This is a genomic window from Exiguobacterium sp. ZOR0005 (genome assembly GCF_000798975.1).
Taxonomy (GTDB): domain Bacteria; phylum Bacillota; class Bacilli; order Exiguobacteriales; family Exiguobacteriaceae; genus Exiguobacterium; species Exiguobacterium aurantiacum.
Genome location: NZ_JTLB01000014.1, coordinates 1 through 15,033, shown reverse-complemented (window position 1 = coordinate 15,033; position 15,033 = coordinate 1). Strand labels below are relative to the sequence as shown.

Below are 15,033 nucleotides of genomic sequence, written 5' to 3'. Positions count from 1 at the left end.
GTAATGGCTTATTCGAAACTTGGCCGTACAAGCTCACAACGTAAGGCACTTTTGCGTGATCTTGCAACTGACCTTATTATCAACGAGCGCATTCAAACAACTGAACAAAAAGCGAAAGAACTTCGCCCAGTCGTTGAAAAATTGATCACTCTTGGGAAACGTGGCGATCTTCATGCCCGTCGTCAAGTAGCTTCATTCGTTCGCAAAGAGAACGCTGGAGAAAAAGACGCAATCCAAAAATTGTTCGAAGACGTGGCACCACGCTACGCTGAACGTCAAGGTGGATACACACGCATCATGAAAGTCGGCCCACGCCGCGGTGACGGTGCTGAAGTTGTAATCATCGAACTCGTCTAATTCATTAGGCAGTCAACAGGGCATGCGGTGACGTATTGCCCTGTTTCCACATCGGAAAGGAGTCGACAGATGGAAACGCAGATTATGGTACGCGATATCGTGTTTCGTTACCCGGGACAGACCGAGCCAGCCTTAAATGGGCTGTCACTCGATGTATACAAAGGGGAATGGCTCGCCATCGTCGGCCATAACGGTTCTGGTAAGTCGACTTTAACGAAACTGTGGAACGGGCTTTTGCTTCCTCAAGAAGGAGAAGTCCGGGTAGAGACACTCGATCCGACGAACGCCACAGACGTGTGGGACGTTCGTAAACGGGTCGGTGTCGTCTTCCAAAATCCCGACAACCAGTTTGTCGGGGCGACCGTGCGCGATGATGTGGCATTCTCTCTCGAAAACATGGGACTTCCACGTCAAGAAATGGTTCGTCGAATTGATGACAGTCTAGCGCGCGTTGGATTATCGGAACTAGCGGACCGTGAACCGCATCAGTTATCCGGTGGACAAAAGCAGCGTGTTGCGATTGCTTCGGCTCTCGCAATGCGCCCGCATGTCCTCGTGCTCGATGAAGCAACCTCGATGCTTGACCCGATCGGGCGCAAAGAGGTGTTACAAACGGTGCAACAGCTCGTCTCAGAAGGGATGACCGTTGTCGCTATTACCCACGAGCTCGACGAAGTATTGTTTGCTGATCGTATTATTGCTCTGTCTAAAGGCGAAATCGCCATGACGGGGACACCTGAAGACGTGTTTCAACATCCGGACGCGTTACGTGCCATCCAACTCGATGTGCCGTTCATTGTCAGGATGCAACTCGAACTGAAGGAACGAGGCATTCCACTCGATCGTCTGATGCTACAACATTCGGAGTTGGTGAATCATCTATGCCGATTAGCATTGAAGAAGTGACTTACCTTTACCAATTGAATACTCCGTTTGAACGAACCGCGCTGCGCGATGTGAATGTTACCATTCCGTCGGGGGCGCTTGTTGCGTTTCTTGGCCATACCGGCTCAGGAAAGTCGACGCTCGTTCAACATTTGAACGGACTGTTGCGACCATCGAAAGGGAAAGTCGTCGTCGACGACATCGAGGTCCGAGCGATCACGAAACGGCGTGACAAGAAACAAAGCTTACTCCCGCTTCGGCGCCGCGTTGGGCTCGTCTTTCAATATCCCGAACATCAATTGTTCGAAGAGACGGTCGAACGCGACGTCATGTTTGGTCCGCGTAATTTTGGTGCGACCGAGGCCGAAGCGAAAGAGCGGGCTCATGCCGCTCTCCGTCTCGTCGGTCTAGACGAGGCGCTATGGACGCGGTCCCCGTTCGACTTGTCGGGCGGACAAATGCGTCGTGTGGCGATCGCAGGCGTGCTCGCAAGCCGTCCGGACGTATTGGTCGTCGACGAACCGACAGCCGGGCTCGATCCACTCGGGCGCCGGGAGATGCTCAGTTTGTTCAAACGATTGAAAGAAGAACTTGAGTTGACGCTCATTCTCGTCTCGCACGACATGGATGACGTCTTGACGTACGCTGAACGTGTCGTCGTTATGGAACGCGGAGCCATCGCCTTCGATGGGGATCCATTCGTCTTATTCCGTGACGAAACGCTCGTTCAGTCGTTGCAACTCGATGTTCCACACGTCCTGCAACTCGCACTCGAACTCGCGCCCGCATTCGGGGAGCCGGCTCCATCGTTACGGACAGAGCGCGAGTTGGCGGATTGGATCGCCGCTCAGCTGCAAAAGGAGGGACCCGTGTGATCATCGGACAATACATTCCCGGGCACTCATGGCTTCATACGCTCGATGCCCGGGCGAAGACGTTATTCATCCTCTTGTTCATCCCTGTCGTCTTTTTGGCGGACAACTTATGGACGAACGTGTTCTTACTCGCGTTCACGCTATTCGCGGTCAAACTGTCGCAACTGTCATGGCGTTACTTATGGAACGGATTGCGGATGATTTTGTTTCTCATCATCTTCACGCTTCTCTTACAACTGTTCTTCAATCGGGACGGGGACTTGCTCGTCTCGTTCGGACCGTTCGCGATTTACTCGGAAGGGATTCGGATGGGGCTGATCGTCTCGCTCCGTTTCTTCTATCTCGTTATGTTGACGACACTCGTCACGCTCACGACGACACCGATGGAATTGACGGATTCGATTGAGGCTGGTCTCCGTCCGCTCGAACGCTTCAAAGTACCGGCGCACGAGATCGCCCTCATGTTGTCCATCTCCCTGCGGTTCTTGCCGACGCTCGCTGACGAGACAGACCGGATCATGAAAGCACAACAGGCCCGGGGCGTCGATTTAAAGAGTGGTCCGATCAAAGACCGCCTTAAAGCCGTCGTCCCCCTTATGATCCCGTTATTCGTATCGGCGTTTAAGCGGGCTGAGGACCTCGCTACGGCGATGGAGGCTCGTGGGTACCGAGGGGGCGAGGGACGGACGAGATGGCGGGAAATGACGTGGCATCGCCGTGATACGGCATTACTCGTCTCATTCGTCGTGTTGACGCTCATACTGTTAGGATTGCGAGGGATTGGATGAGACGAATTAAAGTAACGATCGCCTATGACGGGACGAACTATGCCGGCTATCAAGTCCAACCGAACGGCAACACGATTCAAGCAGAAGTGGAGGCGGTGTTGAACCGGATGCATGGACGGCCGGTCAAAGTCGTGGCTTCTGGTCGTACCGACGCACGCGTCCATGCGAAGGGGCAAGTGCTACATTTTGATACCCACCTAGGAATGCCGGCCGACCGTTTCGTCAAGGCGTTGAATGCAATGTTGCCGGATGACATCCTCGTTAAGACCGCTGTTGACGTCGAGACAGACTTCCACGCCCGCTACGGAGCAAAGCGGAAAGAGTATCGTTATTTCGTGCGGGCAGAAGCCGACCCGTTTCGACGTCATCACGCTGTGACGGTAACGTATGACCTCGATCTCGAACGGATGCGACAAGCCCTCATCCATTTGGTCGGTACGCACGACTTCACGTCGTTCTCCGTGACGAAAGCGGAAGTGATTGACCGCGTGCGGACAATCTATGAGGCGGAACTTGTGGAGACGGGCGATGAGATGTATTTTCGTTTCGTCGGATCGGGCTTTTTATACAACCAAGTCCGTATTATGGTCGGGACGTTGCTCGAGGTCGGTAGGGGCAAGTACGAACCGGTCGATATCGTCCGAATGTTAGGCGAAAAAGACCGCCGCACGGCCGGAATTACGGCACCGCCGCACGGTCTTTATTTATGGAATGTGAATTATGAAAAAGTAGATTGACATTCCCCTTATAAAATCGTATTATATTCATTGGCATTTCATTTTCATATTGAGAGATGAACCACAATCTTAGCCCCGTAAACTAGGATTATGATAAAGCATCACCCAAGCAGTAAAAAAATTAAGCGAACAGACATTTTAGGAGGTATTCCACATGCGCACGACATTCATGGCAAAAGCATCTGAAGTAGAACGCAAATGGCTCCTTATCGACGCAGAAGGCAAAACACTTGGTCGTTTGACTAGTGAAGTAGCATCACTTCTTCGCGGTAAGCACAAGCCGACTTTCACACCACACGTTGATTGCGGAGACCACGTCATCATCATCAACGCTGAGAAAATTCACTTAACTGGTAACAAGTTGAATGACAAGATCTACTACCGTCATTCAGGTCATCCAGGCGGTTTGAAATCACAAACTGCAAAAGAGCTTCTTGCAAAACGTCCAGAGCGTATGCTTGAACTCGCGATCAAAGGGATGCTTCCAAAAGGATCACTCGGTCGTCAATCATTCAACAAACTCCACGTTTACGCTGGAGCTGAGCACAAGCACGAAGCACAAAAACCAGAAGTTTACGAACTTCGCGGTTAATCGGGACACAGGGAGGAACTAAACGATGGCAGATGTACGTTACTACGGAACAGGCCGCCGCAAACACTCGGTGGCTCGCGTTCACCTCGTTGCAGGTGACGGTAAAGTTGTTGTAAATGGCCGCGATATTTCAGAATACTTCGGTCATGAGACTTTGATCATGATGGCTAAATCACCACTCGTATTGACTGAAACAGAAGGTAAATACGATGTAATCGTTAACGTTAACGGTGGTGGATTCACAGGACAAGCTGGAGCGATTCGCCACGGCGTATCACGTGCGCTTCTTCAAGCGGACCCAGAATTCCGTCCAAGCCTCAAAGAAAAAGGCTTCTTGACTCGTGACGCACGTATGAAAGAGCGTAAAAAATACGGTCTTAAAGCAGCACGTCGCGCACCACAATTCTCGAAGCGTTAATCAACTTGTTGCTATACCAACGTGTGCAGAGAATTTTTGGTTCAAGTTGGTGCAACTATTCGATTTAATGATTAAAGAGAATTTAAGAGGTTTAAAGCATCAGCATCTTGCTGGTGCTTTTTTTCTGGCATTAATTCTAAATAGTAGTTCTGTGTAGTCTGAATGTTGTTATGACCTAGACGTTGAGAAACATATGCAATATCTATATCCTGTGAGAATAGGAATGATGCATGGGTATCTCTTAGACCATGGAAAGTTGTTCTCGGGATTTCAAGACTATCTAATAGATCAGCGAGTCTTTCTGATTGTTTGAATCCTCCGAAACTAAAGATATAACCAGTGTCCTTGATGGGTATTTTAGCAATTAACTCATAGACCTCTTTGTTGATAGATACGTCACGTTTCGCGCTTAGTGTTTTTAATGAGGTGTCCTCGGAAGTAGGACTAATTGAATGTCTTACTTTTATTCCATACATATATAAGCTGTCAGGTCTTAATGCTAATAGTTCTCCTCGTCTCATTCCTGTTTCTAATGCTAGTAGAACTAATAAGTTAAATTCATCTTGAGGATGCGTTAGGAGGTGTTTACGAAGCTTTCTAAGGTTTGTGATACTCAGGGCTTTGTTTCGCTTAGGAAGCACTTCTCCGCGTGTTTTAAGCAGCTTAGAGAAATCGTTAGCAATATAGCCTCTCGCATATGCATCATGTAGAGATGTTTTAATCTTTGCAAGTAAGCCATGAGTTGTTTTACGTGAGTGAGTCTTAGCATACTCATCAATTTTTTGCTGTACAACGATATCGTTTAAATCTTTTAGCCGAATGTCTTTAAATAGTTTCTTTATAATTTGTGACGCTTGAAGGTAGTTTTGGAACGTTGTCTCCTTAACATCCTTTGCTTTCACTAGATACATCCACGTTTCAAAAAAATCAGCGAATGTAGTCATTCGATGAACTAACTCTTTGCCACCTCCTTTTGCTATCTCCATTTCCAAACTCCAAAGCTCTGCCTCTTTTTTTGTTTGAAATGTTTTAGAGAGTTTTTGATGCTTGCCATTTTTATAGAGCGACACTTGGGCTCTATAAGCTTTACCACGTTTAACGATACTAGCCATACTATCAATTCCTTTCAAAAAAAATGATTGATAGATGCTAGTTGAATACAACTGAATTGTATTCCGAAACTAGTACATTATCAATCAAATGGATGTTAAATAGAATGCTGTGTAATGAACCGCGTTAATGCTTCGACTGTGTAGCGCTCTTGGCGACCGATCATGAATCGAGTTAAGGCATCTTGAGACCGAACATATTTATCAAATGACTTTGGATCGACTCCTAAGAAGGCTGCTGCTTGCTCTCTTGTAAGCAAATACGGAGGGTTTATTTCGGTTTTCATTGTGTTTTTTCTCTCCTTTCTAAATCTTAATAACATTAAAGTTATTGGTACAAAGTTCAGTCATTCATATTCTTCAAAGCCTTTTAGTGCTTTATCTGCACAATCTTTGATTTGTGCTAATAGAACCTCAGGCGTATAAATATGTTTCTGGTAGTCAGAATCATTATTAAGTTTATTGATTGTACTTTTACCATTTTCAATGGAGTTGATAATTTTTAAAATGTGTTCAAGGTTGTCACGTACTTTTGGTTTATTCATAATAAATTATCCTTCCCAAGGTTTGCCTTCTAGTCTATAGAGGGAACCATATTTTTTTAACCAATGAATGTGGTCATCATTGGGTTCGAAGTTACTATAGTATTGATCACCTAACCATTTAAGTACCTCGATATAAGTACCAGCGCCCCATATTTCGTCCGCTTTCCAAAAAAGCGGAAATAGACCGCTATTCTTTTGGAGATGATGCAATGTTTGGCTTAACATATTGTTTCTAGATGTAGAAGATTCAAACGAGAAACTACTATTACTCATCAGATCTATCATTTTCTGAGTTTCTTTACTCGGTCGGTTCATCTTATTTTTTTTACTTTCTTTTTTGTAGTAAATGCCATACCTACTGATTAGGGAACCGACAATGATATTTTTCAGTTGTTCATCGGTTTCACACATTTGAATTTGCTCGGTCAACTGATGAGCATATCGGCCTTTAAATTCAGCTTCAAAACGAACCCAGTCATCTAGTTTTTCGGCCTCATGTCTTAAATGTGTCATCGCTTGCTTTTACCTAACTGTTCAGATTTTTTGTCATAAATTCTTAGCAAGCAATCAATGTTCTCACCGCGTGTGCCAATATAAATTGTTTGTGCCTCGTGATTGCTACTGACGGTACTAATTTTCGAATGATTTTTTTTGAATTTTTTCTCGTTGTTACTCATGGTTATATCTCACCTCGGTTCTTCCAGCCTGTAGAGAACGATAGATCTTGGCAATGTCTACACCTTCGTTTTTAAAATCCACTGCCATATCCACACGACTGAGCCTAAATGAATATTGCTTTGAATCAATTAATTGAAAAAATGTGTGTAAGTGAATAAGGTTGTTAAAATAGATTTCGAATCGTTTTCTGTACTCACTCCATGCATAAGCAGAAAAGTAAATTGAAATTCCCATGTTTACATATAGAGGATGATAGGCGATCCGAAAATAAAATGGCGCGTTTTTAAACGTATAACCCTTGGTGTAGTTTTTTAAAAAGCCACCATCGGCATCTTCAATCTGTCCGAACAATATCTCTAAGCTAGATCTGTCTAAGAAATCGTCAATCAGACTGTCAGCTTTCCAACCACCCCAATCATTAAAATCAAAATCTAGGTGCTTCGGTTTAAGTATCAGAGTGAATTGATCAATATCAGCTGTTACTGTCATTATTTCTTCATCCTTTCTAATAACCATTAGTAAGTGTTATTTAGCAGTTTAGCTTGCGGAAAACGTTGTTAAATCAAGTCTTTAAACATAGGAACATACTTTTTCGGTTATATTGGAACTCCGCTTATTAGGGAAAGCGGAGTTCTGCAACAAATAGCTCGTCGGGCTGACGCCCTCCTTGCTAGCCCTGCTTGCAGGGCTAGCAGCACATAACATAAGAGCTAAGAGCGGTAACTAACGTTTCCACAGTGAGGCAGGTGCTTTTTGTCCGTTGTTATATTCATCAAGAAATCGTAAGAACGGAAAGCTAACCACTCTCGGAACTGACATTGTGTCGTCGAGTAGAACGCCTTGACCTTGACTGAACTTAAAAAAGGGAATATCTGAACTGGATTCAAACGTGGTAGTGTATGTGGTTGTTGGAGCGTTGCCTAAAACAATTTTTAATAGTAGGTTAGACCGAATTGCCGTAGGGACAGTGGTGGCATCAGATTTTTGCATTAAAAGAAATAAAAACACGCCTGCACCTGCGCCTCGTTGAACTATTGCTGTAAGTTCACCTAACACAATTTTCTTTTCTTTTGTATCTAGCACATTTATGAATGAACTGAATTCATCAAAAATAAGGAGGATGGGATTTAAATTCACATCACGGTAGTCACCGGTCATTCGATTCAATGTGGCTTCAGCCATCTCTTGTTCTCTTTCTTCGAGTCTCAAATAGACTTTGTGTATTAAATCGATCAGTTCTTTAGTTTTGAAAGCCGCGTTTTGTGGACTAATCCATTTTCCTATTTTTTTTAACTGATCATTTTTTGGATCGGCAAAAAATAATTCATAAGCAACTGATTTGTTTAACATTTGAAGTAATAAACCTATTAGTCCGTAGGTTTTTCCGGAGCGAGTAGCGCCAACTAATAGTGTGTGTTTCAAATCAAAAGAAAGACGATCATCAATTCTTAATTGATATTTATTAGTGTTTTTTTGAGCCCAATTCAAATAATCGTTTAGTGATTCAAACTTAGAGGATTTTAATTGGTGGACCGATATGAAACCATAGATCCAATAATCACCGTCATGAGATTGATATACGTTTTCTACTAGAAATCCTTTTAAAGCAGGAGTGAAAGTTGCTTTCGAAAGGCGTTCGTGGAACTCGATTGAATCTCGGATTATTAGACGGCCAGAGTGTGCATCTTTAGAATCAAATTCGATTCGAATTTTTGGTATACGAACTACGCGCTCTGTTAAATATCGTTCATCATGAAAGTTAGCATCGAGCATTTCTTTCCGTACGGACAAAATTAAAAAATAGCGTTTGAAGGCTCTTCTTCCTTGCCAAATTTTATTTCTGATTGACCAAAAAAATAAAGTTGGGAAAATTATACTTGTAGTTACAAGGGAGAATATATAATTGAGTTGATCCTCAGACACTCTTACTCTAAAACCAGCTGATCCAATTGTGTGATTAATTGTATGACTGTGAGAGAGTAGTAAGATCCACACCAGAGATAAAACTCCTATACTGGCAAAAACATAAATACCATTAAGTTTCCGTTGCGTGATTCGCATTTTAACTCACACCTTTTTTGAAAAGTCACAACGTCAATTTAATTTCTTGACGTTGTGACTCAAAGTTATTTGACGATGTCTAGATCGCTGTACACGATAGATACCTGTTCTCCAAAATCATTTCTATATGCCACAGCTTTTTCTAGCTTATTCGGATCCAATTTGACTTTTGTACCCAATAGAACATCAAAATTAGTGTTAGAAATTTTAATGTCGAACTGCTTATATTTTAAGTTTGCGATTTTTTTACCTGTCTTAGTTGTTCCGTAGTCTTCATCATCTCTTGTACACATTAGAGTAATGTTTTTACCAACAATTTTTTCTGTTTTTTTACCGTCCACGTATTCGAAGGCATCTCGACTCTCGACGACAACGTAGCTTTTTGTTGCCTCATCAAACAATCTCTTTACATCAACAATGGATTTTACGAATAGATATTGATTTGGCAATCTAGCCATAACAAAATCATCCTTTCTTTAGCGAAGAATTTTAGTATTTGATTTTCAAGAAACTTGGGTTCGTGGAAGCTTCCTCCTTCCTTTGTTTCTGACTTAAGCATAACATTTTAGATATATCTCATCAGGAAAATGATGAGGAAAAATTATGAGGAAAATAGTGTTTATTAATTATGAGAAATGAGGTTGATTTGATGAACGTGGAGCTAAATGAAACTGTTAAGCAAATGGAGATACTTGAGTATTTTGAGAGGAAATATAAAGTGAAAAAGATAATAACTCAAAGGACTATAAGAAACTGGTTAAAAGAATTGAACATTGAGTGTATTCACCCTATACCTTCTAGAAATGCTGATAGAAGATATAAGAAAGAAGATATTCAAAAATTAGAAAAGGAAAAATTGAATAAGCTTCTGAAAAGACGCGATCAAATACTTCGGCAAAAATATGAAGAGCAGAATTCTAAAAAAGTGGAAAAGGTAGCTAAAGATGAGAGAGAGAAAGAGATTAAATTAGAGGAAGAAAATATAAGATATAGAGATCTTTCTAAAAATGAGCAGATGGCTGAGGATATTATGTTGATGAAAAATATTCAAGCGCAAGAAATGATTGAAAAATATATGTTAGAGCTATGTTTTAATGCATTATTTCCGCACGCAGTAATATACAAAGAAGAGTTGGTTAAGAAGTTAATAGATGCTGACAGTACGTTCATGTCAAATGAAACTGAAAGAGGAAGTGCGATAGATTACATCCGAAAGAAATTGTACATTAAAATTTAAAGGGAATTAAAAATATAGGAGGGAGTTAGAATAGTTATGACTATCCGTGTTGATTTATCCAATCAAGAGTATTCGATATTTGATATTGAAAACAACAATAGATTTGTTGAGTTTAAAAGTAAAAATTTTATTTTCGGAAAAAATGGAAAAGGAAAGTCTACTCTATGCGAGATAATAACTAAACAATTTGAACATGAATATGACGTTAGGGTTTTTAATGGTTTTGATAATATCTTAGAGGACGAAAGACTAAATGCTGTTGTTCTTGGCAAGGAGAATATTAAAGCTAATAAAGATTTGAAAAAGGTAGAGTTAGAGTTGTCGGAATTAGCAGTAAATGAACAAAAGCTAAGTAGAGAGTTAAACTCTCTAGGTGATGAAATGACTTTTGGAGAAGTGATGAGCGATATTCCGTTAGAGCGACATCCATTGTTAAAGACTAAACAATCTTTAAATTCTTCATTATCAAAACAAAAAAATGAAGTAGATACGTTTTTGACAAAAAAAGCTAAACAAATTAAAGAACTAGACACTCCAAGGGTTGCAAAACCGACATATTTTAAAAATGATTTTCTGAAAGATGTATTAATCTGCAATACATTAGATGAAATCGAAAAAGAGCGACACGAGAATATACTAATTGAAAAAACCAAAGGCGTATTATCACCCTACATAATTAATGACATAGAAATTGATACTGTTATTAATCGAGTAAATCACATCTTACAGTATGTAGTTGAAGAGAAAGATTATTTTATAAAAGAGATCAATTATGATTCTCAAAAGAAAGAGTTTGCACAAATGGGTTTAAAAATTCATGAAGTGGGTGAGAATTGTTCGTTTTGTGGAAACGAAATTAAAGAAGAGAGACTAGAAGAACTACGCTCTTTGATTTCAGTCGACAAAATTAAAAGTAATGAAATGGAATTAGATACTCAATATAAAAACATTGAGAAGCTAGAAGAAGAGTTACGGACTATTCAACCATTACGTAAAGATGAATTTTACACTTTATTTCATGAAGATATAAGTAAAGTAAATGATGAAATCGAGATAACAAAAAAGCGATATGAGAGCTTATTATCAGTGTTAAAAAATAAGCTTAATGAGAAATCTAGAAGTAGTTTTGAACCTGTCAGTTTGGTGGAGAGTACGGAACCTATTAGTTTCATCGAAATTAACGAAAAAGTAAAAGTGTTGATTGAAAAGAATAATGTTTTAACTGAAAACTTAACTGAAGAACAAGAAGAAGCTAAAAACAAATTACGGTTACATCATGTAGCGACTTTGTTAAAGGAAAAATCGGAATACAAAAAAGATTGGAAGGGATATGAGATCGAGAAATATGAATTATCGGATTTAGAAAAAAAAGTCGCGGAAATAACTGAAAAAATTGAAATAAAAAAAGTTGAAATAAAAGGTGAGAAAATAAATCCGGCACCTGGAACTATAAATTACATACAGAATCAAATTTCATCTAAAGAGATTTTGAAAAAAGAAATCATAAAACAAACTAAAAACACGTCACAGCTAGTTGATATTATTAATGATAAATTAAAGCGAGCGGGAAAAAATGAATTAGAATTGATTTTACAAAAAGATGAGCATGAAGTTGAACATTATCAGATTAAAGATGGCGACGATACTCGCCCAATAGATAAATTGTCAACTGGCGAGAAAAACATCATAGCATTCCTCTATTTCCTTGAGAGTCTTAGTGATTTGGAGCGTAAAACCAACAAACCAAAAATCGTTATATTCGATGATCCGATGAATTCGAATGATGACACCATGCAATATTTAATAATCGCTGAAATACAAAAACTGTATCGCAATAATTATCAGGACAAGTTTAATAGTGGGAAAGATTATTTTATTTGCTTAACTCACAACGTTCATTTCTATCTAAATGTTCAACCGTATGGGAATTTCAAAAAACTTGTTCGGGCTGAGGATGGAGACGGTAAAGAAGAGAAAGATAAATACCAACTGCATGGTTTTTATAGAATAGAACAAAGAAACTTTAAACCAATTAATTCTGAAAAAGAAGACTTCAATACACATTATGCGTGTCTGTGGCTTGAATTAGGAAGTTTATATAGTGCCAATCTGGTCAACTCAATGTTAAATTCAATGAGAAGAATCATTGAAACATATCTTAAATTCAATCAAATATCTCCTGATTCCTTCTATAAAAACAACGAACAGCATAGAAAGTTATTTGATGTTAATTCTCATTCCATTGACGATCATTCAATGGAAGCTCTAGGAAAAGAAAAAGAAGAATTGGTTGAGATTTTCGAGAAGCTATTTATTGAAAATGGTGCAGCGAGTCATTTCCGAAATCATTGGAAAAAAACTCGATAAATTAGTGTGTAATTGTTCAAACTTAAATGTATTACAAAAAGTGTATTCAACTAACATCATAAGTTTGGCACAAGTTGGTTCAACTCATATCTGAATCTATCCATTCTTATACCTTTGTATTTACTATTGGACATAAAAATATTAGATATAAAGGGACTGCTGTGGACTTACCTAATACTAAAGATATTCTTACAATTCTCGAAGCGTTAATCTTCGAACAATTTGGTTCAAACTCTCTGCCCATCGGGGTAGAGAGTTTTTTTGTTGCGCGTGAAATTGTTGATTTCCATTCCCTCAAGAAAACGCTTTTTTTGATATACTGTTAGCGAGACAGAAATTAGGGGGAAATGACATGCTTACAGTAGAACAAGTTCGCGAAGAATTAGCAGGATTGATCGATCCGACGATCAACCGTACGCTTGGAGATACAGCTGGTGTGAAGGACGTCCGCATCAAAGAAGATTACGTCAGTGTGAAAGTCGCGCTCGGCCAGACGGGGAGCGGCGAGCAACTCCAGTTACAACAAGAGATCGTGACGCTTCTCAAGGGCAAAGGATTCAAGACGGTCGGGCTTCGGTTTGAGGCGCTCAATGATGAGAGTCTAAAAGAGGCGACGAAACCTGCCATTTTGCGTGAGAATTCCGGAACGACGTTTATTGCCATCGCTTCAGGTAAAGGCGGCGTCGGTAAATCGACCGTCTCCGTCAACTTGGCTGTCGCCTTGGCGCGAGCAGGGAAGAAGGTCGGATTGATCGATGCGGACATTTATGGATTCAGTGTCCCGGATATGCTCGGGATTGAAGAACGTCCTGTCGTTCGCGGTGAGAAAATCATCCCGGTCGAACGGTTCGGTGTCAAAGTCATTTCAATGGGCTTCTTTGTCGAAGATAACGCTCCGGTCATTTGGCGGGGACCGATGCTCGGGAAAATGCTCAACAACTTCTTTAATGACGTAGAGTGGGGCGATCTTGACTACTTGTTGCTCGACTTACCACCAGGTACAGGGGACGTCGCGCTCGACATCCATTCGATGCTCCCATCTTGCCAAGAGTTGATCGTTACGACACCACACGCGACAGCGGCCTTTGTCGCCGCACGTGCCGGTGCAATGGCGATCAAGACGAACCATAAAGTTCTCGGAATCATTGAGAACATGGCATATTTCGAAAGTAAAGTGACAGGCGAAAAAGAATATGTCTTTGGCCACGGCGGCGGAGAAAAATTATCAGAGGCGCTGAAGAGCAAGCTGCTCGCCCAAATCCCGCTTGGTCAGCCTTATGAGAACGATGAAGATTTCGCGCCTTCGGTTTACCGGGACGGTCATCCGTTTGAAACGACGTACGACGATTTGGCGCAAGCGGTGATTCAACAAATAGAAGGGTGAATGGTTAACAGATGAAAGTACAAGGTTTTTTACGATTGTTTTGGACGACACTCGTCTTCGGAACGTTATTCGGGTTCGTGATGAACTTGTTGGCGAACCCGGGCTATTTAGTGAGTCAGTCATGGGCCGCCATCATTACGGCGCTCAGTTATTCAAGTACGTGGACCGGAATCAGCATGATGGGTTTCTTCGCTTATTTGATTGTCCATCGTGTCGGATTGGATTTGTTTCGAGGACCGAGGCTTTGGAATCGTGTCCAAGTCCTTTTGATCGCCTTCGCGTTGTTTGATGCGGTCTACTTCCGCGTCCTTGCGTTTGGCAACGACCATATGTGGCGTTATATCGGCGAGATGATCGTGCTAGTCATCGTCTCGTGGATCGTCGCGACGAGCAAAGCGAAACAAACGAATGCGAGCGCGTTTATCCCGACACTCTTCCTGATGGTTGTCATCACGTTGATTGAATGGATCCCTGCGCTTCAAACGACAGATGAAGTGGCGCTGTTATGGCCCGCACTAGCGACACTCGTGTTCGCGAACGCTTATCAAGTGTTGATGCTTCATCGGTTCCAAGCGCCTGTGGAAGCACAGGTAGAAGAACGTCAGCAAAAAGGTGCGAACAAAACGAAAAAGCGTGTAGCGTCGAAGTCGTCTTGAGTAAAAAGTGGAGAAGGGGAAGCGTCCGATTGGATGCTTTCCCTTCTTTTTTTCAAGTTAGACAAAGCGGATTGAAGCGAATTTGAAAAACAATAAAGTTTTTTTAGAAAAACAGTTGACGAAAATGGGGGACGCTGATATATTAATAAACGTCGCTGCTGTTCAAGTTTGAACAACAGAAAGCGAGCGAAATAAATAATAAAAAGTGGTTGACTTTAAATGGTCAAATCGCTATTATTAAAAAGTCGCTAACACGACAACGAATTGGTCTTTGAAAACTGAACGATGAGGCAAAAAAAGTTTTACAAGTTTTGATTGAAGCGCAAGCTTCGTCATTTTCAAGA

Annotated in this window: 17 protein-coding genes; 11 read left to right on the top strand and 6 right to left on the bottom strand. The window is 41.4% G+C overall.

Annotated features, from left to right (window positions below; genetic code table 11):
• Positions 1-3: 3 nt before the first annotated feature.
• From rplQ to rpsI, 7 genes are all read left to right on the top strand, one after another.
• Complete coding sequence (gene rplQ / locus L971_RS06250) at positions 4-357, top strand: 50S ribosomal protein L17 (protein WP_012727650.1); 354 nt, start codon at positions 4-6, stop codon at positions 355-357.
• A 69-nt stretch (positions 358-426) separates the two neighbouring features.
• On the top strand, positions 427-1,263 hold the full coding sequence (locus tag L971_RS06245) for an energy-coupling factor transporter ATPase (RefSeq protein WP_024372198.1): 837 nt from the start codon (positions 427-429) through the stop codon (positions 1,261-1,263).
• Positions 1,239-2,117, top strand: coding sequence for an energy-coupling factor transporter ATPase (locus L971_RS06240; protein ID WP_024372199.1), 879 nt, complete (start codon positions 1,239-1,241; stop codon positions 2,115-2,117). Before L971_RS06245 ends, L971_RS06240 begins: the two co-directional genes overlap by 25 nt.
• Positions 2,114-2,905, top strand: a complete 792-nt coding sequence (locus tag L971_RS06235) for an energy-coupling factor transporter transmembrane protein EcfT (RefSeq protein ID WP_024372200.1) — start codon at positions 2,114-2,116, stop codon at positions 2,903-2,905. Before L971_RS06240 ends, L971_RS06235 begins: the two co-directional genes overlap by 4 nt.
• The gene (gene truA / locus L971_RS06230; protein ID WP_024372201.1) at positions 2,902-3,642 is read left to right on the top strand and encodes a tRNA pseudouridine(38-40) synthase TruA; all 741 of its coding nucleotides are present in this window, start codon (positions 2,902-2,904) and stop codon (positions 3,640-3,642) included. The genes L971_RS06235 and truA overlap by 4 nt, the downstream gene beginning before the upstream one ends.
• A 154-nt stretch (positions 3,643-3,796) precedes the next feature.
• Positions 3,797-4,234: a 50S ribosomal protein L13 gene (rplM, locus tag L971_RS06225; RefSeq protein WP_024372202.1), complete on the top strand. Its 438-nt coding sequence runs from the start codon at positions 3,797-3,799 to the stop codon at positions 4,232-4,234.
• Between the two features lie 25 nt (positions 4,235-4,259).
• The gene (gene rpsI / locus L971_RS06220) at positions 4,260-4,652 is read left to right on the top strand and encodes a 30S ribosomal protein S9 (protein WP_021066631.1); all 393 of its coding nucleotides are present in this window, start codon (positions 4,260-4,262) and stop codon (positions 4,650-4,652) included.
• A gap of 71 nt (positions 4,653-4,723) precedes the next feature.
• On the opposite strand, the gene L971_RS06215 is transcribed toward rpsI, so the two are convergent.
• The 6 genes from L971_RS06215 to L971_RS06185 form a co-directional block, all read right to left on the bottom strand.
• Positions 4,724-5,764 (bottom strand): site-specific integrase, encoded by a 1,041-nt coding sequence (locus L971_RS06215; protein WP_047375002.1) that lies wholly within the window; start codon positions 5,762-5,764, stop codon positions 4,724-4,726.
• Positions 5,765-6,108: 344 nt separating this feature from the next.
• Complete coding sequence (locus L971_RS06205; protein ID WP_047374998.1) at positions 6,109-6,306, bottom strand: hypothetical protein; 198 nt, start codon at positions 6,304-6,306, stop codon at positions 6,109-6,111.
• 6 nt (positions 6,307-6,312) lie between these two features.
• Positions 6,313-6,819: a replication initiation factor domain-containing protein gene (locus L971_RS06200; RefSeq protein ID WP_047374996.1), complete on the bottom strand. Its 507-nt coding sequence runs from the start codon at positions 6,817-6,819 to the stop codon at positions 6,313-6,315.
• 156 nt (positions 6,820-6,975) lie between these two features.
• Positions 6,976-7,473: a hypothetical protein gene (locus L971_RS06195; protein WP_231557570.1), complete on the bottom strand. Its 498-nt coding sequence runs from the start codon at positions 7,471-7,473 to the stop codon at positions 6,976-6,978.
• A gap of 234 nt (positions 7,474-7,707) precedes the next feature.
• The gene (locus L971_RS15165) at positions 7,708-9,045 is read right to left on the bottom strand and encodes a hypothetical protein (RefSeq protein WP_052200308.1); all 1,338 of its coding nucleotides are present in this window, start codon (positions 9,043-9,045) and stop codon (positions 7,708-7,710) included.
• Between the two features lie 65 nt (positions 9,046-9,110).
• On the bottom strand, positions 9,111-9,503 hold the full coding sequence (locus tag L971_RS06185; RefSeq protein WP_052200306.1) for a hypothetical protein: 393 nt from the start codon (positions 9,501-9,503) through the stop codon (positions 9,111-9,113).
• Positions 9,504-9,694: 191 nt separating this feature from the next.
• Between L971_RS06185 and L971_RS06180 the strand changes: the two genes are divergently transcribed.
• The 4 genes from L971_RS06180 to L971_RS06165 all read left to right on the top strand — a co-directional run bounded on the left by L971_RS06180 (position 9,695) and on the right by L971_RS06165 (position 14,689).
• Positions 9,695-10,282, top strand: coding sequence for a hypothetical protein (locus L971_RS06180; protein WP_047374994.1), 588 nt, complete (start codon positions 9,695-9,697; stop codon positions 10,280-10,282).
• Between the two features lie 36 nt (positions 10,283-10,318).
• Positions 10,319-12,649, top strand: a complete 2,331-nt coding sequence (locus L971_RS06175) for an AAA family ATPase (protein WP_047374991.1) — start codon at positions 10,319-10,321, stop codon at positions 12,647-12,649.
• A gap of 352 nt (positions 12,650-13,001) precedes the next feature.
• Positions 13,002-14,033 (top strand): Mrp/NBP35 family ATP-binding protein, encoded by a 1,032-nt coding sequence (locus tag L971_RS06170; protein ID WP_024372203.1) that lies wholly within the window; start codon positions 13,002-13,004, stop codon positions 14,031-14,033.
• 11 nt (positions 14,034-14,044) lie between these two features.
• A complete protein-coding gene (locus L971_RS06165; RefSeq protein WP_024372204.1) occupies positions 14,045-14,689 on the top strand; it encodes a KinB-signaling pathway activation protein in 645 nt (214 codons plus the stop codon).
• The last annotated feature ends 344 nt before the right edge of the window (positions 14,690-15,033 follow it).

What these genes read in the sequence shown, in the direction of transcription:
- rplQ (WP_012727650.1), top strand. Translation starts at nt 4, where the DNA reads ATGGCTTATTCGAAACTTGGCCGTACAAGCTCACAACGTAAGGCACTT.
- L971_RS06245 (WP_024372198.1), top strand. Translation starts at nt 427, where the DNA reads ATGGAAACGCAGATTATGGTACGCGATATCGTGTTTCGTTACCCGGGA.
- L971_RS06240 (WP_024372199.1), top strand. Translation starts at nt 1,239, where the DNA reads ATGCCGATTAGCATTGAAGAAGTGACTTACCTTTACCAATTGAATACT.
- truA (WP_024372201.1), top strand. Translation starts at nt 2,902, where the DNA reads ATGAGACGAATTAAAGTAACGATCGCCTATGACGGGACGAACTATGCC.
- rplM (WP_024372202.1), top strand. Translation starts at nt 3,797, where the DNA reads ATGCGCACGACATTCATGGCAAAAGCATCTGAAGTAGAACGCAAATGG.
- rpsI (WP_021066631.1), top strand. Translation starts at nt 4,260, where the DNA reads ATGGCAGATGTACGTTACTACGGAACAGGCCGCCGCAAACACTCGGTG.
- L971_RS06215 (WP_047375002.1), bottom strand. Translation starts at nt 5,764, where the DNA reads ATGGCTAGTATCGTTAAACGTGGTAAAGCTTATAGAGCCCAAGTGTCG.
- L971_RS06205 (WP_047374998.1), bottom strand. Translation starts at nt 6,306, where the DNA reads ATGAATAAACCAAAAGTACGTGACAACCTTGAACACATTTTAAAAATT.
- L971_RS06200 (WP_047374996.1), bottom strand. Translation starts at nt 6,819, where the DNA reads ATGACACATTTAAGACATGAGGCCGAAAAACTAGATGACTGGGTTCGT.
- L971_RS06195 (WP_231557570.1), bottom strand. Translation starts at nt 7,473, where the DNA reads ATGACAGTAACAGCTGATATTGATCAATTCACTCTGATACTTAAACCG.
- L971_RS15165 (WP_052200308.1), bottom strand. Translation starts at nt 9,045, where the DNA reads ATGCGAATCACGCAACGGAAACTTAATGGTATTTATGTTTTTGCCAGT.
- L971_RS06185 (WP_052200306.1), bottom strand. Translation starts at nt 9,503, where the DNA reads ATGGCTAGATTGCCAAATCAATATCTATTCGTAAAATCCATTGTTGAT.
- L971_RS06180 (WP_047374994.1), top strand. Translation starts at nt 9,695, where the DNA reads ATGAACGTGGAGCTAAATGAAACTGTTAAGCAAATGGAGATACTTGAG.
- L971_RS06175 (WP_047374991.1), top strand. Translation starts at nt 10,319, where the DNA reads ATGACTATCCGTGTTGATTTATCCAATCAAGAGTATTCGATATTTGAT.
- L971_RS06170 (WP_024372203.1), top strand. Translation starts at nt 13,002, where the DNA reads ATGCTTACAGTAGAACAAGTTCGCGAAGAATTAGCAGGATTGATCGAT.
- L971_RS06165 (WP_024372204.1), top strand. Translation starts at nt 14,045, where the DNA reads ATGAAAGTACAAGGTTTTTTACGATTGTTTTGGACGACACTCGTCTTC.